We start from the raw sequence: 15,093 nt of genomic DNA, 5'->3' as shown, positions 1-15,093 counted from the left end.
GCCCCACCGGTTTCCTCAAGGGAGCAACATGAGCGACAACGCAGCGGGCGCCATCGGCACCCCCACCAGCAGCACGATGGGGGTCGAGGCGAACGGTATCAATCCGGTTCCGGACGCCGAGCGTCGGGGTAAGCCCAGCGGGTTGTTCCCGGTCTGGTTCTCCTGGAACGTCTCGATTCTGGGGGTGAGCTACGGAATCTTCATCTTCACCCTGGGGCTGAATGTCTGGCAGACGATCATCGCCGGGACCCTCGGCTATCTGATCTCGGCCGCGCTGGTGGGCCTGATCGCCGTGGGTGGTCCGCGCACCGGCCTGCCCACGCTCGTGCAGACCCGCTTTGCGTTCGGCTCCAAGGGCAACTTCCTGCCCGCCTTCTTCGGCTACCTCTCCAACACCGGCTGGCAGGTGACCAGCATCACGCTGGCCTCGACCACCGGGGCAAACCTGTTTGCCAAGGTGTGGCCCGCGCTCTTTGCCGGAGACGGCGGTGCCCCCACCGTGCCGACCACCGTGGGCTGGTTCATCGTGGTGCTCGCGGTCACCATGACCGCCGCGGTGTTTGGCCACGGATTCATCCTGGCCATCGAGGTGTGGATCGCCTGGATCACCGGCGTGATGACCATCGCGTTCCTGTTCTTTGTGCTCCCCGAGGTCAAGTGGGGTCAGCTGGGCACCGCCCAGGCGGGCGACCCGTTTGTGTTTGTGGGCGGCATCATCATGGCCATGACCATCGTGGGCATCGGCTTTATCAACTCCGGCGGCGACTTCTCCCGCTACCTGCCCCGCAAGACCCACGCCCGCGGCGTGATCGGGGCGACGACCTTCGGTATCGCCGTCCCGGTGATCGCGATGCTCGTCGTGGGGGCGCTGCTGGTCGGCAGCGATGCCAAGCTCGGTGAGGCCGCCGCCAACGACCCGATCGGTGCGCTGACCTCGCTGCTGCCGATGTGGTTCTTTATCCCGTTCTCGATCGTGATCGTGTTGTCCCTGGTGTCCGCCGCGACCACCGGTATCTACAGCTCGGGCCTCGCGCTGATGGCCGTGGGATTCCCGCTGCGTCGCTCGGTCACCACCGCGATCAACGCGCTGCTGATCGCCGCCGGCGCCTTCTACCTGCTCTTCATCTCGACCTCGTTCCTGGCTACGTTCCAGTCCTTCCTCTCGCTGATCGCCGTGCTGATGGGCACCATGGGTGGCATCCAGCTGGTCGACTTCATCCGCCAGCGTCGCCTGAACTGGGACATCCGGATGATCAACGGGTCGGGCTTCGGCGGCCGCGACTGGCGCTGGACCGCGTTTGTGAGCCTGATCATCGGCACCATCGTGGGCCTCGGCACCGTGACCAGCGCCGACCCCAACTTCGCCCACATCACCGGGTTCTTCCTCACCAAGGAGGCCCGCGAGGGTGTGATCGGGGCCAGCAACATCGGCGTGATCGGCGCGATGCTGCTCGGTGCCGCGCTCTACGCGCTGCTGACCTTCGTCCTTAAGGTGGACCTGCCGCCGGACCGCTCGAAGCTCCCGGCCTCCGAGCAGGGTGACCTGCCCGCGGACGCCGAGATTCTGGCGGTCGGGGTGGCCGTGGCTGTTCCTGCTGCCGTTCCCGAGGACGTCGTAGCAACCGAGGCCCCCGAAACCGCCGAGGCTCCCGAGGCCGAGCTCGATCCCGAGGCTGCCCGATGAACACCGAGCGCGCCGCCGACGTTGCCAACACCACCGACGCTGCCAACACCGCCGACGCCGCCGCAATGTTGGCCACCGACGCATCCTTTGTGACCCCCGACGTCTGGCACTCCCCGGCGACCTACTGGTTCTGGCACCACCTGCCCGACGAGGATCAGGTGCGCACCCAGGTGCGGCAGATGCACGCGGCCGGAATCAAGAGCTTCCAGGTTCAGGCGCGCCTGTCGTTCCCGATGCACGAGTATCTGGAACCCGCCTACCTCACCGCGTGCCGCTGGGCCGTGGAGGAGGCCGCCGCGCTGGGCATGATCGTGGGCTTCTACGACGACTACAACTGGCAGACCGGCCAGGCCGGCGGCCGCGCGGTTGCCGGGCACGACCACCTGCGCGAACGTCACCTGTTCTGGACCCGGATCGAGCTTTCGGACGGCACGGGAACCGGGGAGATCTCCGGCATCGTCTCGGGCACCGAGGGACTCGGCCCCGCCGCGATGGCCTGGCACTACGACGGCAGTGTGCCGCTCTGGACCGACTGGCGGATCGAGCGGGCGCTGGCCGTCGACGGTACCGAGACCACCGCCCGCGCCACCTCGGCGAGCGTCGTGGACATTACCGCCGCAACCCGCATCGAGGCCACCGATACCGAGGCGGCGCTGAGCATCGCCGGTGCGAACCCCGCGCTGGGGTCGGCCCTGGTCCTGGTGTCCGCCCGGTCCTCCACCTCGCACCTGGTCAATCCGCTGGATCCCGAGGCCGTGGATCGCTTCATCGAGGCGGGCTATGAGCCCTTCCGCGAGGCCGTCGGCGACCACTTCGGTTCCACGGTGCGCTACGTCTTCTTCGATCAGCCGCACGCGGTCTACTACGACTGGGCGCAGCGCTCGGGCGGGGTCGGCTCCTCGGTCCCGATCCACACCACGACGCTGGATCTGGCCCGCGCGATCGGCGAAGACACCCATGCGGCAACGATCTGGGCGGTCTTTACCGAGACCGAGGACCCCGCGGCCCTCGCCCTGCGCGCCCGATTCTGGCAGTTCTACGCCGAGCTCTCGATGGAGGGGTTCCTGGGGAAGCTGCGCGACTGGAGCCACCGCTACGGCCTGCTGCAGTCCGGCCATGAGGTCCTGACCCACATCGGCACGTTCACCCCCGGCACCGAGTTTGGCGACTGGGACCTGCGGGCAAACTTCGGCCTCGACCACTTCGGTGTGGATGCCTACCGTGACCTCACCGCCGTGGATGCCCAGGATGGCGTGGCCCAGCTGAGCCCGCGCCTGGGCGACTCGATTGCCCGCGCGACCGGACGCACCGGCACGATCGTCGAGCAGTACTTCCTCACTCCACCCGAGGGTGGCACCCCCTGGTCGGGCCACTGGGGACTGACCCTGGACGAGCTGCGTTCCACCACGATCCGGCACCACCTAGCCGGTATGCGGCAGATGGTCTTCCACGGGTTTTATCAGACCCACGGGCACGGTAACGATCATGAGTCGATGGCCAACCCGCGCTTCGACTTCCCGCCGGGCATCAACTTTGAGCCCTGGTTTGCCGACTTCCACGCGGCCTTTGCTGCCGAGTCTGCCCGGCTGAGCGAGTTCCTCGAACCGCTCTCCGACGAGGCCTCCGTGCTGCTGTTTTGGCCGCTGCGCACCATCTGGACCCACGGCCAGTCGGGTGCTCACTTCGACCAGTTTGGTGCCTGGGCGAAGGCTCTGGACACCGCCGGAATCCCCTGGCGGGTGGTGGATGAGCGCGCCCTGGCGGACATCGCGGCGGGATCGATCCCCACCGCGCAGATCCTGGTGCTGCCCGGTGTGCGAACGCTCGCTAATGAGGCCAGCGTGGCATCGCTCGAAGCCATCGAGGGCACGGGAATCCGGGTGTTCCGCTCGGGGGACGATCTCACAACGCTCCAGGACGGTGCCGCCGCTCGCGCGCTACCCGGCACCCATCTGAGCACCGCACCCGAGGCGTCGGCGCTGGCCGCCGTGCTCGGCGTCGCGCCATCGGGCGCCACGGTGTTCCGTGTCGAGATGCACGGCGCGGGAGATGACGGTATCAACGACGGCACCGCTGGGTCTGCGGACAACGCCGGCCTGCGAATCCGAGCCGGAGTCGACGCCCGCGGGTTCACCCGGGTCGCGCTCTTCAACGACGGGGTGTCCTCCGTATCCGGTGTGCTCACCGGCACCGTGGTTGCCGAATGGGACGCCTCCGGCGGCCAGGCACGATCGCTGACCGACCACCGGGTCGCCCTGGAACCGGGCGAGCTGCGCCTGTTTGTGTGGGCGGGTTCGGCCGCACACGAGAGCCAGACACCGAGCACCGGCTCGCGATCGGCCAGCAACGTCGACGCCCAGGCCAACCCAGGCACCCCGGCCCCCGCGGACACCCGGATCCTCTCGAACGACTGGTCCCTCACCACGGCACACGGCGGCTCAAGCGTCCCGATCGATGTGACTGCCGGCTGGCAGACCGTGCTTCCCGAGTACTCGGGCGCCGCCACCTACCGCACCACGTTCGAGCTGGCCGAGGTCTCGGGGGCAATCCTCGAGTTGCCCGCGGTGTCCGGCTCGGCCCGACTGTTGATCAACGGCACCCTCGTCGGCGAGCGCGGCTGGCGCCCCTACCGTTTCGCGATCCCCGCGGAGCTGCTGCGCGTGGGCACCAACGAGGTGGCGATCACCGTATTCGGATCCGCAGCCAACGAGTTCTATGCGGGTACCGGGTTGCGTCCCGAACCCGAACTCACCGGGCTCCTGGCCACACCCACACTGTTCCTTACTCCCCCGACGGAAGGCTCACACCATGCTTAAAGGAATCGATCCGCTGCTCTCCGCTGACCTGCTCTATGCGATCGCCCGGATGGGCCACGGCGACGTTCTCGCCGTAGTGGACCGCAACTACCCCGCGCACGCGGCCGGGGCCGAGGTCATCACCCTGCCGGGAATCGACGTAACCCGGCTGGCGAAGGCGCTGTTCACCGTGTTCCCCGTGGACACGTTCATCCCCACGCCGATCGGCCGGATGGAGGTCGTGGGCGAACCCGAGGAAATCCCCGAGGTGCAGCGTGAGCTGTTCGCCGCGGCCGAGGCCGCCGAGGGGCGCGCAATCGGGATCGAATCAATCGAGAGATTCGAGTTCTACGTTCGCGCCCGCTCGGCGTTTGCGGTCATCGCCACCACCGATGACCGCCCCTACGGCTGCTTTCTGATCACCAAGGGTGTGGTTTAGGAATCGACTCGGGCGGGGGTGGCGTGCGGGAACACGTCCACGCTCCGGTGGAAACCGGTAAAGCCCAACCGCTCCCAGGCGCGTGAGGAGTGCTGAGTTGCCCGAATGATTTCCTCGGGCACGGCCTCCTCACGCTGCCAGGCACGCTGGGCGACAAAGCCCAGGCGCGGAAGCAGAAGCTGCGCGGCATCATCGAAGTTCTCCACGGTCTCGCACCACAGCGCCGCCTCGATCCCCGAAACGCGGATCCGTCCGGCGACGATATCCGCCTGTGATTCCGGTTCCCAATCGATGATCGACCAGGATGGCGTGGGGACATACCCCTTATTCCCCAAGCGCTCATCGAACGCTCGCTGCTGCTCCGGGTCGCTGCTGCCCTCCGAGGGGGTCCGGTCCAGATAGAGCGGATCGCTCGAGGACACGATGGTGCCGATCCCCGCGGTCCCGATCAGCCGGTGGTCATGGGTCGACGCGGTCAATAGGCCGTCTGCCTCGGCCTTGTCCACCAGGGGCCGCAGCTCAGCCGGAGCGGCGGCACGCACTTTTTCCGGGTCAATCTGGTCACGATCGCCCACCCACAGCTGCACCAGGTCCGTCGGGCCGTGCGCGCCCGCTCGAACCGCCTCCTGCCAGGTGATTCCACGCCGCCCAAGTCCGTGTAGCTCGGCCAGGCACTCGCGGATAAACTCGGCATACACCTCACGCGGGGACCCAAAAACCTCATCGCCCCCGATATGTACGTACGGGGAGTCAAAGCGGGTGGCAACCTCGCTCAGAACCGCGCGCGCAAACGGGGCAACACCCGGATCGGACCAGTCCAGGTAGGTGAGCAGCGGAACCACGCCAACCCGGGTCTCAAACCCGGGGAGTGCCTGCACGGTCTCGGCCACGTGGCCGGGGAAATCCACCTCCGGCACCAGGGTGACAAACCGGTCGCGAGCGTACTCCACCAGGTGGTCCAGGTCGGCGGCGGTGAAGAACTCCTGCTCCGGAGTCAGCGTCGGATATCCGGGGACCGTAAACCTCCAGGCCTCGACGTCATTGAGATGCAGGTGCAACACGTTGAACTTGTGCAGGGCGAGAAGGTCGATGATCCGCTCGACCTCGTCCACGCTGAACCAGCGCCGCACCACATCCAGCGAGAGCCCACGCCAGGAGTATCGGGGGTAGTCGCGGATTTCAGCCTCGGGCAGCACGTCGAGGGTGATCAGGCTGGCCACCGAGACCAGCGCCCGGAAGAATCCCTCGTCCGATCCCGAACGCACCACCAGGTGCCCGTCCACCGTGCGAACCTCATAGGCCTCGCTCGCGCCCGCCCGGTCGGCGGGACGGGGGTCGGTTCCATGCGGGGTCGGTGCGGGAACACTCTCCCGGCGCAGGATCACATCCGGATCGGAATCATCCGGCTGCAGCGTCACGCCCAGGGCGCGCTCGATCAGCGCAGCGGCCCGGGTCAAAGATTCGGTGAGCCCGGACACCCGAAGCGTCTGATTGGTGAGGGTACGCAGCGGAGCACCGGTGTGCAGGCTGCACGGAAGGGGCAGGGTAATGGGCATCGGATTGTCCTTTTCGAGTAGGGATGAGAGGAGGTCTTAGCGAACGGAGCGGATGCGCCACACACTCGCTGCGGCGATCGTCAGGATCACCAGGCCGCACCAGTACAGGCCCGGATAGCCGCCCAGGAAGGCAACGATCACACCCGCGATAATCGGCGCCATGCTCTGCGGCAGGGTGGTGGCGATGTTGATCACACCCAGGTCCTTGCCGTAGTCGTTGGAACTCGGGAGAACCTGGGTGATCAGGGCCAGGTCCACGGCGTGGAAGGTCCCCGCGGAGACTCCGCCGATCGCGGCACCGATGATCATTCCGGTCAGGGTCGGCGTGATCAGGGGGATGAGCATGCCCACCGCACCAAGCCCCGCCCCCACGGAGACAAAGATGCGCCGGCGGCTCACGCGGTCGGAGATCCAGCCCACAAGCGCGGTGGTCACCACACCAAAAATGAGCGCGGTCAGGGTCAGCACCGGGATAGCGGCGAGCGCATCGGCGTGGGTGAGACCGATGTAATCCTGCAGCACAAAGAACGTGAATACGCCGGTGATGGCCGCGCCCAGGTTGAGGCAGAAACGCCCCAAAAATGCCCAGGCAAAGTCGGGATGCCGGATCGGGTTGACCCAGAAGGTACTCAGCATCTGACGCCACCGGTAGGGTTCGCGCGGTTCGTCCAGGTTGGATTTTCCGGGGTTCAGGACCACAAAGAACGCCGCCCCCAGGAAGACGATACCCGCCACCACCGCATAGGCCAGCAGGAAATTGGGCACGATCATCGAGGCAAAGATCTGCCCCGCGGCCAGGCCAATGCCCATCCCCACGGCAAGCATCGACGCGTAGAGGCCACGACGCTTATCGGGCACCTGATCGGGCAGGATGGCCATCAGCGCGCTGCCCATGAAGTTGAGCGTGATTTGCACCACAATCCATCCCAGGAATACCTGAACCAGGGTGTTGGCGCTACCGATGCCCAGCAGCCCGATTCCGCCGCCGATTGATCCCATCAGGATCCACGGAGTGCGACGGCCAAATCGTGAGCGGGTTCGGTCGGACACCGATCCGGCGATGGGCGAGATGAACAGGGCGATGATCGCCCCGGCACTCGCAATCAGCGTGTAGCTGGCTTCCTTATTGTCCGGGCTCAGCTCCTGAACCTGGGCTTGGAGCAGCAGGCCCACCGCGCCCCACACCACAAACAGCGAGAAGTTTGTGCGAATCAGTCCCCCCAGCAGACGTCGCTGCCCGCGGTTGAGTCGTTCGGCGGATGCCCCGGCACCACCCTCGGCGCTATCCATCACGATGTGCTTGTTCATACGTTCCCCGATCCACTCTGACCAATACCGTACAACATACGGGATTCGTCATCGAGGGGCAACCCTTCCCCGACTTTGCGCACTCGCACCAGCCCCCGATGGCTAGACTGTGTGCATGGGTACACGAGGTCGATACGCCAAGGGTGAGCACATGCGCGTGCAGATTCTCGACGCCGCCCTCGAGGTTTTTGCGGTCGAGGGTTATCGCGGGACCAGTCTGCGCGCGGTGGCCGAGCGCTGCGGCCTCAGCGTCAACGGGGTCATGCACTACTTCGATTCCCGTGAGCGCCTACTCACCGAGATCCTCCTGCACCGCGACCGAGCCTCGCGCAGCGACCTTGCCCAGCGGGCGGCCCAGGAACACGATAAGGGTGCCCCCGAACTGTATGTGGACCTCATTCGCCGCAGCGCCAGTACCCCCGGGCTCATTCAGCTCTTTGTGTCCCTCACCGCGGCCGCACACAGCACGGACCATCCGGCACACGATGTCCTCACCCAGCGCTATGCCCAGCTGCTGGCAGAGATGACCGAGAACGTCGAGGCGGAGCAGGCGGCCGGCAGGCTCACCACCCGCATCCCCGCCGAAAAGCTCTCAAAAATGCTCATCGCCGTGACCGACGGGGCACAGATGCAGTGGCTCCTCGACCCCGACACCCCGCTGGAACAGCCCCTGGAAACCCTGAGCGAGGTTCTGACGATGCTCCGCCCAGACGCGCAGCTCGCGGAAGAGTCGGCCCGGGACTAGCCCGCACCCTTTCACCCGGTTGCCTTCGGGCCAAGGATTCGCGGCGAGGGCCGATCATCCCGCGGCGGCTCGACACGTCTCGCTCGCGATCCCACCTCGGCTCCTACCGACCGGTAGGTTGTCATAGTTTGTCATGAAACTCGCTGTCCCCCGGAAGTGGGGCAATGATGATATTTCCATGACTCTCTCCGCCACCACCGATCCCCTTTCGGCCGCCTCAGATGACCCGGCCGCCGCTCACGCTGCCTGGCGATCCGAGCGGCTGCTCCAGGTCTCCGGACGCACCGGGGCCGCGGCGCTGATCAACTATGTGCCGGTGGATGCCACCGAGCGAGAAATCCCCGAGTTTCCGCTGAGTGCCTGGCGGATCGCGGAGGAACCGGGCGTGCGCGTACGCGCCCACACCGTCGGGGTTACGCTGCGCACCGGCGCGGGTGAGCGCGAGCTGACCCCGGGCGTTGAGACGTTTGTGGAGCGCCTCGGAGCCGACGGATTTCCGCTGATCGAGTATGACCGGTTCACGATCGACGCCTTCAGCCTCGACGGCACCGATTTTGAGCTGCGCGTCTACGACGCCGAAGCCCCCACCGTGACCTCGTTGACCGGGATCGACACCAACCCCTACGATCCCGCCTGGGTCCTCTCCGGCACCTTCCACGCCGGCGAGCCCGACGCCCGGGTGCCCTGGGGCTTCACCCGCGAATCCGATAACGGCCACACCAAGGCGGTCCCCGGCACAATCGCAGTCCGGGTGGGCGAGGCCGACTACTCGCTGCTGGTGTTCGCCGACGGCCCCGCGCTGGTCCTGGTGTTTGCCGATGCCACCACCGGAGCGATCAGCTACGCCCCGGGCCGCTTCCTCCGCCTGGATCCGGTACCCGATGGCGCCCCGATCACCCTTGATTTCAACCGCGCCTTCGTCCCACCCTGCGGCTTCAGCGACTTCTTCAGCTGTCCGATCCCCCCGGCCCACAACCGGGTCTCGGCCGCGATCACCGCGGGCGAGAACCGTGCCCGGCACACCCCCTCGTTCTCCCCGCACCCATAGTCCTCCCCGCATGCCGCCTCCTCCCCAGGATGCGGCCAGACCGGTCCCCGCCGGCTCCCCTTCCCGTCACCCGGTATCCCCGAATCCGGCCGACACCCTCCCCGATCCCCACATCTTCAAAGGACCCCACAATGTCCCAGTCATCCTCCGACGATTTTGCGCTGGCCCGCGTACCCTCCTCGGCCCGACGCCACTGGTTTGGCATCGCCGTGCAGCGCTTTGGCATGGTCGGCGCTCTCGCCCAGTTCCTGATCGGTGCCACCCTCGGCTACGGCATGAACTTCGCCACCGCGTTCCTGGCGATCCTGCTCGGCTCGCTGCTGGTTGAGCTGATCATGCTCGCCGTGGGGATCATCGGCCAGCGCGAGGGCCTGAACACCTCGCTGCTGGCCCGTTGGACCGGTTTCGGCGACATCGGTGCGGCCCTGGTGGGCCTGGCAATCGGCATCAGCCTGATCGGCTGGTTCGGCATCCAGTCCGCTATTTCCGCCGACTCGCTCAACGCCCTACTGCCCGGAGTCATGCCCTCCTGGGCATGGAGCCTGATCTTCGGCCTGATCGTGACCGCGATCGTGGCCTTCGGATTCCTCGGCATGCAGTGGCTCGCGAACATCACGGTGCCGCTGTTCCTGATCCTGGTGGCCTGGTCGGTCACCTCAGAGCTCTCCCGCCACAACTTCGCCGACCTGCTCACCGGCCCCGCCCCCGGCCCCTCGCTGAGCCTGATCGCCGGTGCGGGAATCGTCGCCGGTGGTGTGATCGTGGGCGCAATCATCACCCCCGATATGACCCGCTTCAACCGCTCGGGATCCGACGTGGTCAAGCAGACCGTTGTTGGCGTCTCGCTCGGTGAGTTTGTGATCGGTCTGGCCGGCGTCCTGGTCGCCCACGGTGCCCGCAGCGGCGACATCGTGGCCATCATCACCTCCTCGGTGGGCCTGATCGGCCTGATCATCGTGGTCTCCGGCACGCTCAAGGTCAACGACTGGAACCTGTACTCCTCGACCCTCGGCGTGATCACCTTTGTGCACACCCTGTTCGGCGTACGCCTCAACCGCCTGTGGACCACCGTGATCTTCGGTGTGGTGGGATCGATCCTCGCCGCCGCCGGAATCCTCGGCAAGTTCACCGACTTCCTGGTGCTGCTGGGGGTCGTCTTCCCGCCGATCGCGGGCATCATGGTGGCCGAGTACTTCATCGTCAAGGCGTTCCGCGGGCTGCTGGATAAGCGCGGTGAGGACGAGACCGCACTGCCCGCAACCGCCCCGCGCTGGGTCCCGGCCACGCTGATCATCTGGGCCGTCTCGGCCCTGGTGGGCCACTTTGTCACCTGGGGAATCCCCGCCGTCACCAGCCTGCTGCTCTCGATTGTTCTCTACGTGATCGCCGGCAAGCTGGGCCTGGTGCGCGGGGTCGGCGTCGCCCACACCAGCAAGATCGAGGTGGCCGCATAGTGTCCACCCGCACCCGCGATTCCCTGTCCACCACGAACGGAGTGTCCGCATGAGCGAGGTTCAGATTCCCGCCACCGTCCCCGCCCCTATCGCGCGGGCCCTGCGCATCGGGATCGATGTGGGTGGCACCAACACCGATGCCGTCCTGATGGATGGGCGCAAAGTGCTGGCCGGGGTCAAGCGCTCGACCACCGCGGATGTGACCTCGGGCATCGGCGACGCGATCCGGGCCCTGCGCGAGCAGTCGCCGTTTGAAAACGCGGATGTGCGCGCCGTGATGATCGGCACCACGCACTTTGTCAACGCCCTCGTCCAGGCCCGGGACCTGGCCCCCACCGCGGTGGTGCGGCTGGGTCTTCCGGCGAGCGCCGCGCTGCCGCCGCTCACCGACTGGCCCGAGACCCTGGTGTCCGCGATTTCCGCAAAGGTGTACCTGGCACACGGCGGTCACGAGTTCGACGGTCGTCCGATTTCGCCGCTGGACCCCGCTGAGCTGCGCGCCCAGGCCGCCGACATGCGCGCCGCCGGGGTGCGCTCGGTCGCCATCGCCTCGGTGTTTAGCCCGCTGAACGCCGAGCTGGAATCCGCCGCGGCCGAGATTCTGCGCGCCGAGCTACCCGAGTTTGTCACCTTCTCGCTGTCGCACGAGATCGGCCGACTGGGGATCCTGGAGCGCGAAAACGCCACGGTGATCAACGCGGCCCTGCGCGAGCTGGGTACCGAGGTGATCGAGGGTCTGGCAACCACCGTGCGCGGACTCGGGATCACCGCCCCGATCTACCTCAGCCAGAACGACGGCACCCTGATGGACGAAGACTTCGTGCGCCGCTACCCCGTCGCAACCTTCGCCTCGGGCCCGACCAATTCGATGCGTGGGGCCGCCGAAACCACGGGCCTGGCAACCTGCGCGGTCGTGGATGTGGGCGGAACCACCGCGGATATCGGCCTGATCGAGGGCGGGTTCCCGCGCGAGGCCGCGGCGAGCGTCGCGGTCGCCGGGGTGCGCACCAACTTCCGCATGCCCGATGTGATCTCGATCGGCATCGGCGGCGGCTCGATCGTCAACGTCGACACCGCCGAGGTGGGTCCCGAATCGGTCGGCTTCCGACTCACCGAGAAGGCCCTGGTCTTCGGCGGCGACGTGCTGACCGCCACGGACATCGCGGTCGCCGGAGGCCGGGTCACCCTGGGTGATCCCGCCCGAGTCGCCCACCTGGACCCGGCGCTGGTGGAGCGCGTATTGCACCGAATCGATCAGCGCATCGCCGAGGCCATCGACCGCATGCGCACCTCCCCGGAGCCGATCCCCGTGGTCGCGGTGGGTGGCGGCGCCGTGCTGCTCGCGCCGACCCTGCCCGGGCTGGGCGAGATTGTCCGGCCCGAAAACGCCGGGGTCGCCAATGCGATCGGCGCCTCGATCTCGCAGGTGGGTGCCGAAATCGACACGGTGGAATCCATCGTTCCCGGGAGCCGCGACACCGTGCTCGCTGCGCTCAAGGAGCGTGCCATCGCCGAGGCGATTGCGGCCGGAGCCGACCCGGCAACGGTCACCATTCTCGACGTGGACGAAATCCCGATCCCCTACCTCCCCGGCGGTGCGACGCGTGTGCGCATCAAGGCCGTGGGTGACCTCGAAGGAGTCTCCGCATGAGCTGGGAACTGACCCGGGCCGACCTGCCCGACCTCGCCCGCGGTGCCGCGTTCCTCGGTACCGGTGGTGGCGGCGACCCGTACATCGGTCACAAGCTGGTTGAGCTGGCCCTCGGGGAGGGATCGATCACGATCCTCGATCCCGACGAGATTGCCGATGACCTGTTTGTGATCCCGGTCGCGCTGATGGGTGCCCCCACGGTGATCATCGAGAAGCTCCTCGCCGGCCACGAACCGCTGACCGCGCTGCGCCACCTGGAGGCGCACTACGGCCGCCAGGCCGACGCGACCATGCCGATCGAGTGCGGCGGGGTGAACTCGCTGATCCCGCTGTTGGTGGCCGCGCAGACCGGCCTGCCGGTTGTGGACGCCGACGGGATGGGGCGCGCGTTCCCCGAGCTCTCGATGGAGACCTTCGCGGTGTACGGCGTGAATGCGTCGCCCATCGCGTTGACCGCCGAACGCGGCGAGCACATCATCCTGGACACCGGCGCGGATAACCGCCGGATCGAGCAGCTTGCGCGGGCGTTGACGGTCGAGCTGGGCGGCTCGGCCGCGATTGCCGAATATGCGATGACCGGGGCGGATGTGCGCCGCACCGGCGTTCCCCGCACCATCTCGATGGCCCTGTCGATCGGGCGTGCCATCCGCGAGGCGCGCGCCGAGCACCGCTCCCCGTTCGAGGCCATCGCCGATGCGCTGGCCCCCACCCTGTACTCGCACGTGCGGGAGCTGTTTGTGGGAAAGATCGTCGACGTCGAGCGCCGCACCGAGGGCGGCTTCGCCCGCGGCCGCGCCAAGCTCGTCTCGGCGGATGCCACGGATACCAGCGCCTTCGAGATCGACTTCCAGAACGAAAATCTGGTCGCCCGACGCGATGGCCGGCTGGTCGCGATCGTCCCGGACCTGATCTGCGTGGTGGACCAGGAAACGGCCGAGCCGATCACCACCGAAGCCCTGCGCTACGGTCAGCGAGTACGGGTACTCGGGGTCTCCACCCCGGCGCTCATGCGCACCCCCGAGGCCCTGGACACCTTCGGCCCACCGGCCTTCGGGCTGACCGATGCCTTCGTCCCGGTGGAGGAACTGAGCTAGCCTGAAATAGCTCGTTCAGGCTAGCCTCTAGCGGACTTGATCCACTACGTTACGTGAACACCTACGTGGTCGCCCCGGTATTCAGTCTCAGAGCTGACCCGGGGCGTTCCCATGCGTGGGGCGAATCCCGCGGCGAAAGCCCATTCGTAATCTCTGCATCTCGGGGGTTCGCCGAGGGGGAGTCACGGAAACCGAGGACACCACGATTCGGGGCCGACACGGCCTCCCCTATCATGGTGATAACTCCGGTCCACCGCTGGCTCGGACACTCATCGGGGGCCATGATGAACGCACTGACCACACTCGACCGCCGCATCTCCTGGCGCATCGCCGGCATCCTGCTGATCGCATCGGCGATCACGCTGGGAACGCCGGTGCCGCTGATCCCGTCCCCCCTGGTGCCCTCCCTGCTGCAGGTGTCGGCGCTCGTGCTTCTGGGATGGGGTGGTGGTTCGGGCGGAAACATCGTTGGGGGCAAGCGTTCGGGCACCATTGCTCTGGCCATCCTGGCCGTGTGGACGGGACTGACAGCGCTAGTCATCGTGTTTTGGGCGTCGTTTAGCCCGCTGAACCCCGCGCTCCTCACCCTCTGGACCGCATTTGGTTTTCTCCACTTCGCCCTGTTGGCGATCGTTGCGGTGCAGGTCGGGCAAAACCGTGCCCTCCTCCTCGGATGGCGCTGGGTCCCGCTCGCCATCCTCGCCGCAACCGCGGTGATCTCGGGGATCACGGCGGCGGTAGCCCAGGCAGATTTTGGCGCATTCGGGCCGGCCACATCCATCATGACCGGCCTCAGCGCTCTTGTCAGTGCCCTCGCCCCGGCGCTGATCGGAATTCTCGCACTGCTCACCCCGGTCCCGTCGACCGACACCAGCCCTCGGCAACCCGAGTCACACGTCATCATGTAGCGCCGCGGAGCGCGGCTCGAGGGTGAGTGTGCCCACGCTCACCCACGGGATCGTGGCGGTAGTCCAGCCGCTGCGGTACAGCACCGCATCGGGGGTGAGTTCGAGTCTGGGCGCGGTGCGGGTGAGGAGGAGCTGGAGCAGGATAAAGGCGAAGCCGATCACCGCAAAGAGCGCGGGCGCTTCGGGGCATATTCGGCGGGTACGCGCACCTTTGGATTTGCCACCCACACAATTTGCAGATTTGCCACGGCCCGCCCCACTACGTCTATCGACCGGTAGCCCCGCGCCCACCGGTGCTCTCGGACCTACCGTAGTGTGACTGCGGCCACGATCATCGAGGCATCAGGCTTACCCGGCTACGTCGGACCTGTGAGCACCCCACACAAACGTCCCGCCCACGATCCGAGGATC

The 15,093-nt window shown here is 67.0% G+C and carries 12 protein-coding genes; 9 read left to right on the top strand and 3 right to left on the bottom strand.

Going from position 1 to position 15,093, the window contains the following annotated elements:
- Positions 1-28 precede the first annotated feature (28 nt).
- From M2390_RS11955 to M2390_RS11945, 3 genes are read left to right on the top strand one after another with little or no spacing between them, the layout of a single operon-like run.
- Positions 29-1,684: a cytosine permease gene (locus tag M2390_RS11955; protein ID WP_259178986.1), complete on the top strand. Its 1,656-nt coding sequence runs from the start codon at positions 29-31 to the stop codon at positions 1,682-1,684.
- Positions 1,681-4,500 (top strand): hypothetical protein, encoded by a 2,820-nt coding sequence (locus tag M2390_RS11950; protein ID WP_259178985.1) that lies wholly within the window; start codon positions 1,681-1,683, stop codon positions 4,498-4,500. Before M2390_RS11955 ends, M2390_RS11950 begins: the two co-directional genes overlap by 4 nt.
- Positions 4,493-4,918, top strand: coding sequence for an RbsD/FucU family protein (locus tag M2390_RS11945; RefSeq protein ID WP_259178983.1), 426 nt, complete (start codon positions 4,493-4,495; stop codon positions 4,916-4,918). Before M2390_RS11950 ends, M2390_RS11945 begins: the two co-directional genes overlap by 8 nt.
- Here M2390_RS11945 and M2390_RS11940 read toward each other — a convergent pair.
- Complete coding sequence (locus M2390_RS11940; RefSeq protein ID WP_259178981.1) at positions 4,915-6,474, bottom strand: family 20 glycosylhydrolase; 1,560 nt, start codon at positions 6,472-6,474, stop codon at positions 4,915-4,917. The two genes, M2390_RS11945 and M2390_RS11940, sit on opposite strands and share 4 nt — an antisense overlap.
- Before the next feature lie 36 nt (positions 6,475-6,510).
- On the bottom strand, positions 6,511-7,782 hold the full coding sequence (locus M2390_RS11935; RefSeq protein ID WP_259178979.1) for an MFS transporter: 1,272 nt from the start codon (positions 7,780-7,782) through the stop codon (positions 6,511-6,513).
- A 115-nt stretch (positions 7,783-7,897) separates the two neighbouring features.
- On the opposite strand from M2390_RS11935, the gene M2390_RS11930 reads away from it, so the two are divergent.
- The 6 genes from M2390_RS11930 to M2390_RS11905 all read left to right on the top strand — a co-directional run bounded on the left by M2390_RS11930 (position 7,898) and on the right by M2390_RS11905 (position 14,682).
- Positions 7,898-8,527, top strand: coding sequence for a TetR/AcrR family transcriptional regulator (locus M2390_RS11930; RefSeq protein ID WP_259178978.1), 630 nt, complete (start codon positions 7,898-7,900; stop codon positions 8,525-8,527).
- Between the two features lie 178 nt (positions 8,528-8,705).
- Complete coding sequence (locus tag M2390_RS11925) at positions 8,706-9,575, top strand: DUF1684 domain-containing protein (RefSeq protein WP_259178976.1); 870 nt, start codon at positions 8,706-8,708, stop codon at positions 9,573-9,575.
- A gap of 131 nt (positions 9,576-9,706) precedes the next feature.
- A complete protein-coding gene (locus M2390_RS11920; protein WP_259178975.1) occupies positions 9,707-11,029 on the top strand; it encodes a cytosine permease in 1,323 nt (440 codons plus the stop codon).
- A 100-nt stretch (positions 11,030-11,129) separates the two neighbouring features.
- Entirely contained in the window at positions 11,130-12,680 is a 1,551-nt protein-coding gene (locus M2390_RS11915) for a hydantoinase/oxoprolinase family protein (protein ID WP_259179277.1), read from the top strand.
- Positions 12,677-13,774 carry a DUF917 domain-containing protein gene (locus tag M2390_RS11910; RefSeq protein ID WP_259178973.1) on the top strand — a complete coding sequence of 366 codons (1,098 nt, stop codon included), beginning with the start codon at positions 12,677-12,679 and terminating at the stop codon, positions 13,772-13,774. The genes M2390_RS11915 and M2390_RS11910 overlap by 4 nt, the downstream gene beginning before the upstream one ends.
- Positions 13,775-14,055: 281 nt before the next feature.
- Positions 14,056-14,682 carry a hypothetical protein gene (locus tag M2390_RS11905; RefSeq protein ID WP_259178972.1) on the top strand — a complete coding sequence of 209 codons (627 nt, stop codon included), beginning with the start codon at positions 14,056-14,058 and terminating at the stop codon, positions 14,680-14,682.
- On the opposite strand, the gene M2390_RS11900 is transcribed toward M2390_RS11905, so the two are convergent.
- The gene (locus M2390_RS11900; protein WP_259178971.1) at positions 14,665-14,910 is read right to left on the bottom strand and encodes a hypothetical protein; all 246 of its coding nucleotides are present in this window, start codon (positions 14,908-14,910) and stop codon (positions 14,665-14,667) included. The genes M2390_RS11905 and M2390_RS11900 overlap by 18 nt on opposite strands.
- Positions 14,911-15,093: the final 183 nt, after the last annotated feature.

The sequence above is a fragment of the Mycetocola sp. BIGb0189 genome (genome assembly GCF_024810155.1).
Classification (GTDB): Bacteria; Actinomycetota; Actinomycetes; order Actinomycetales; family Microbacteriaceae; genus Mycetocola; species Mycetocola lacteus.
Note: the sequence above shows the minus strand (reverse complement) of the source record. Positions and strands in the feature narration are given on the sequence as shown.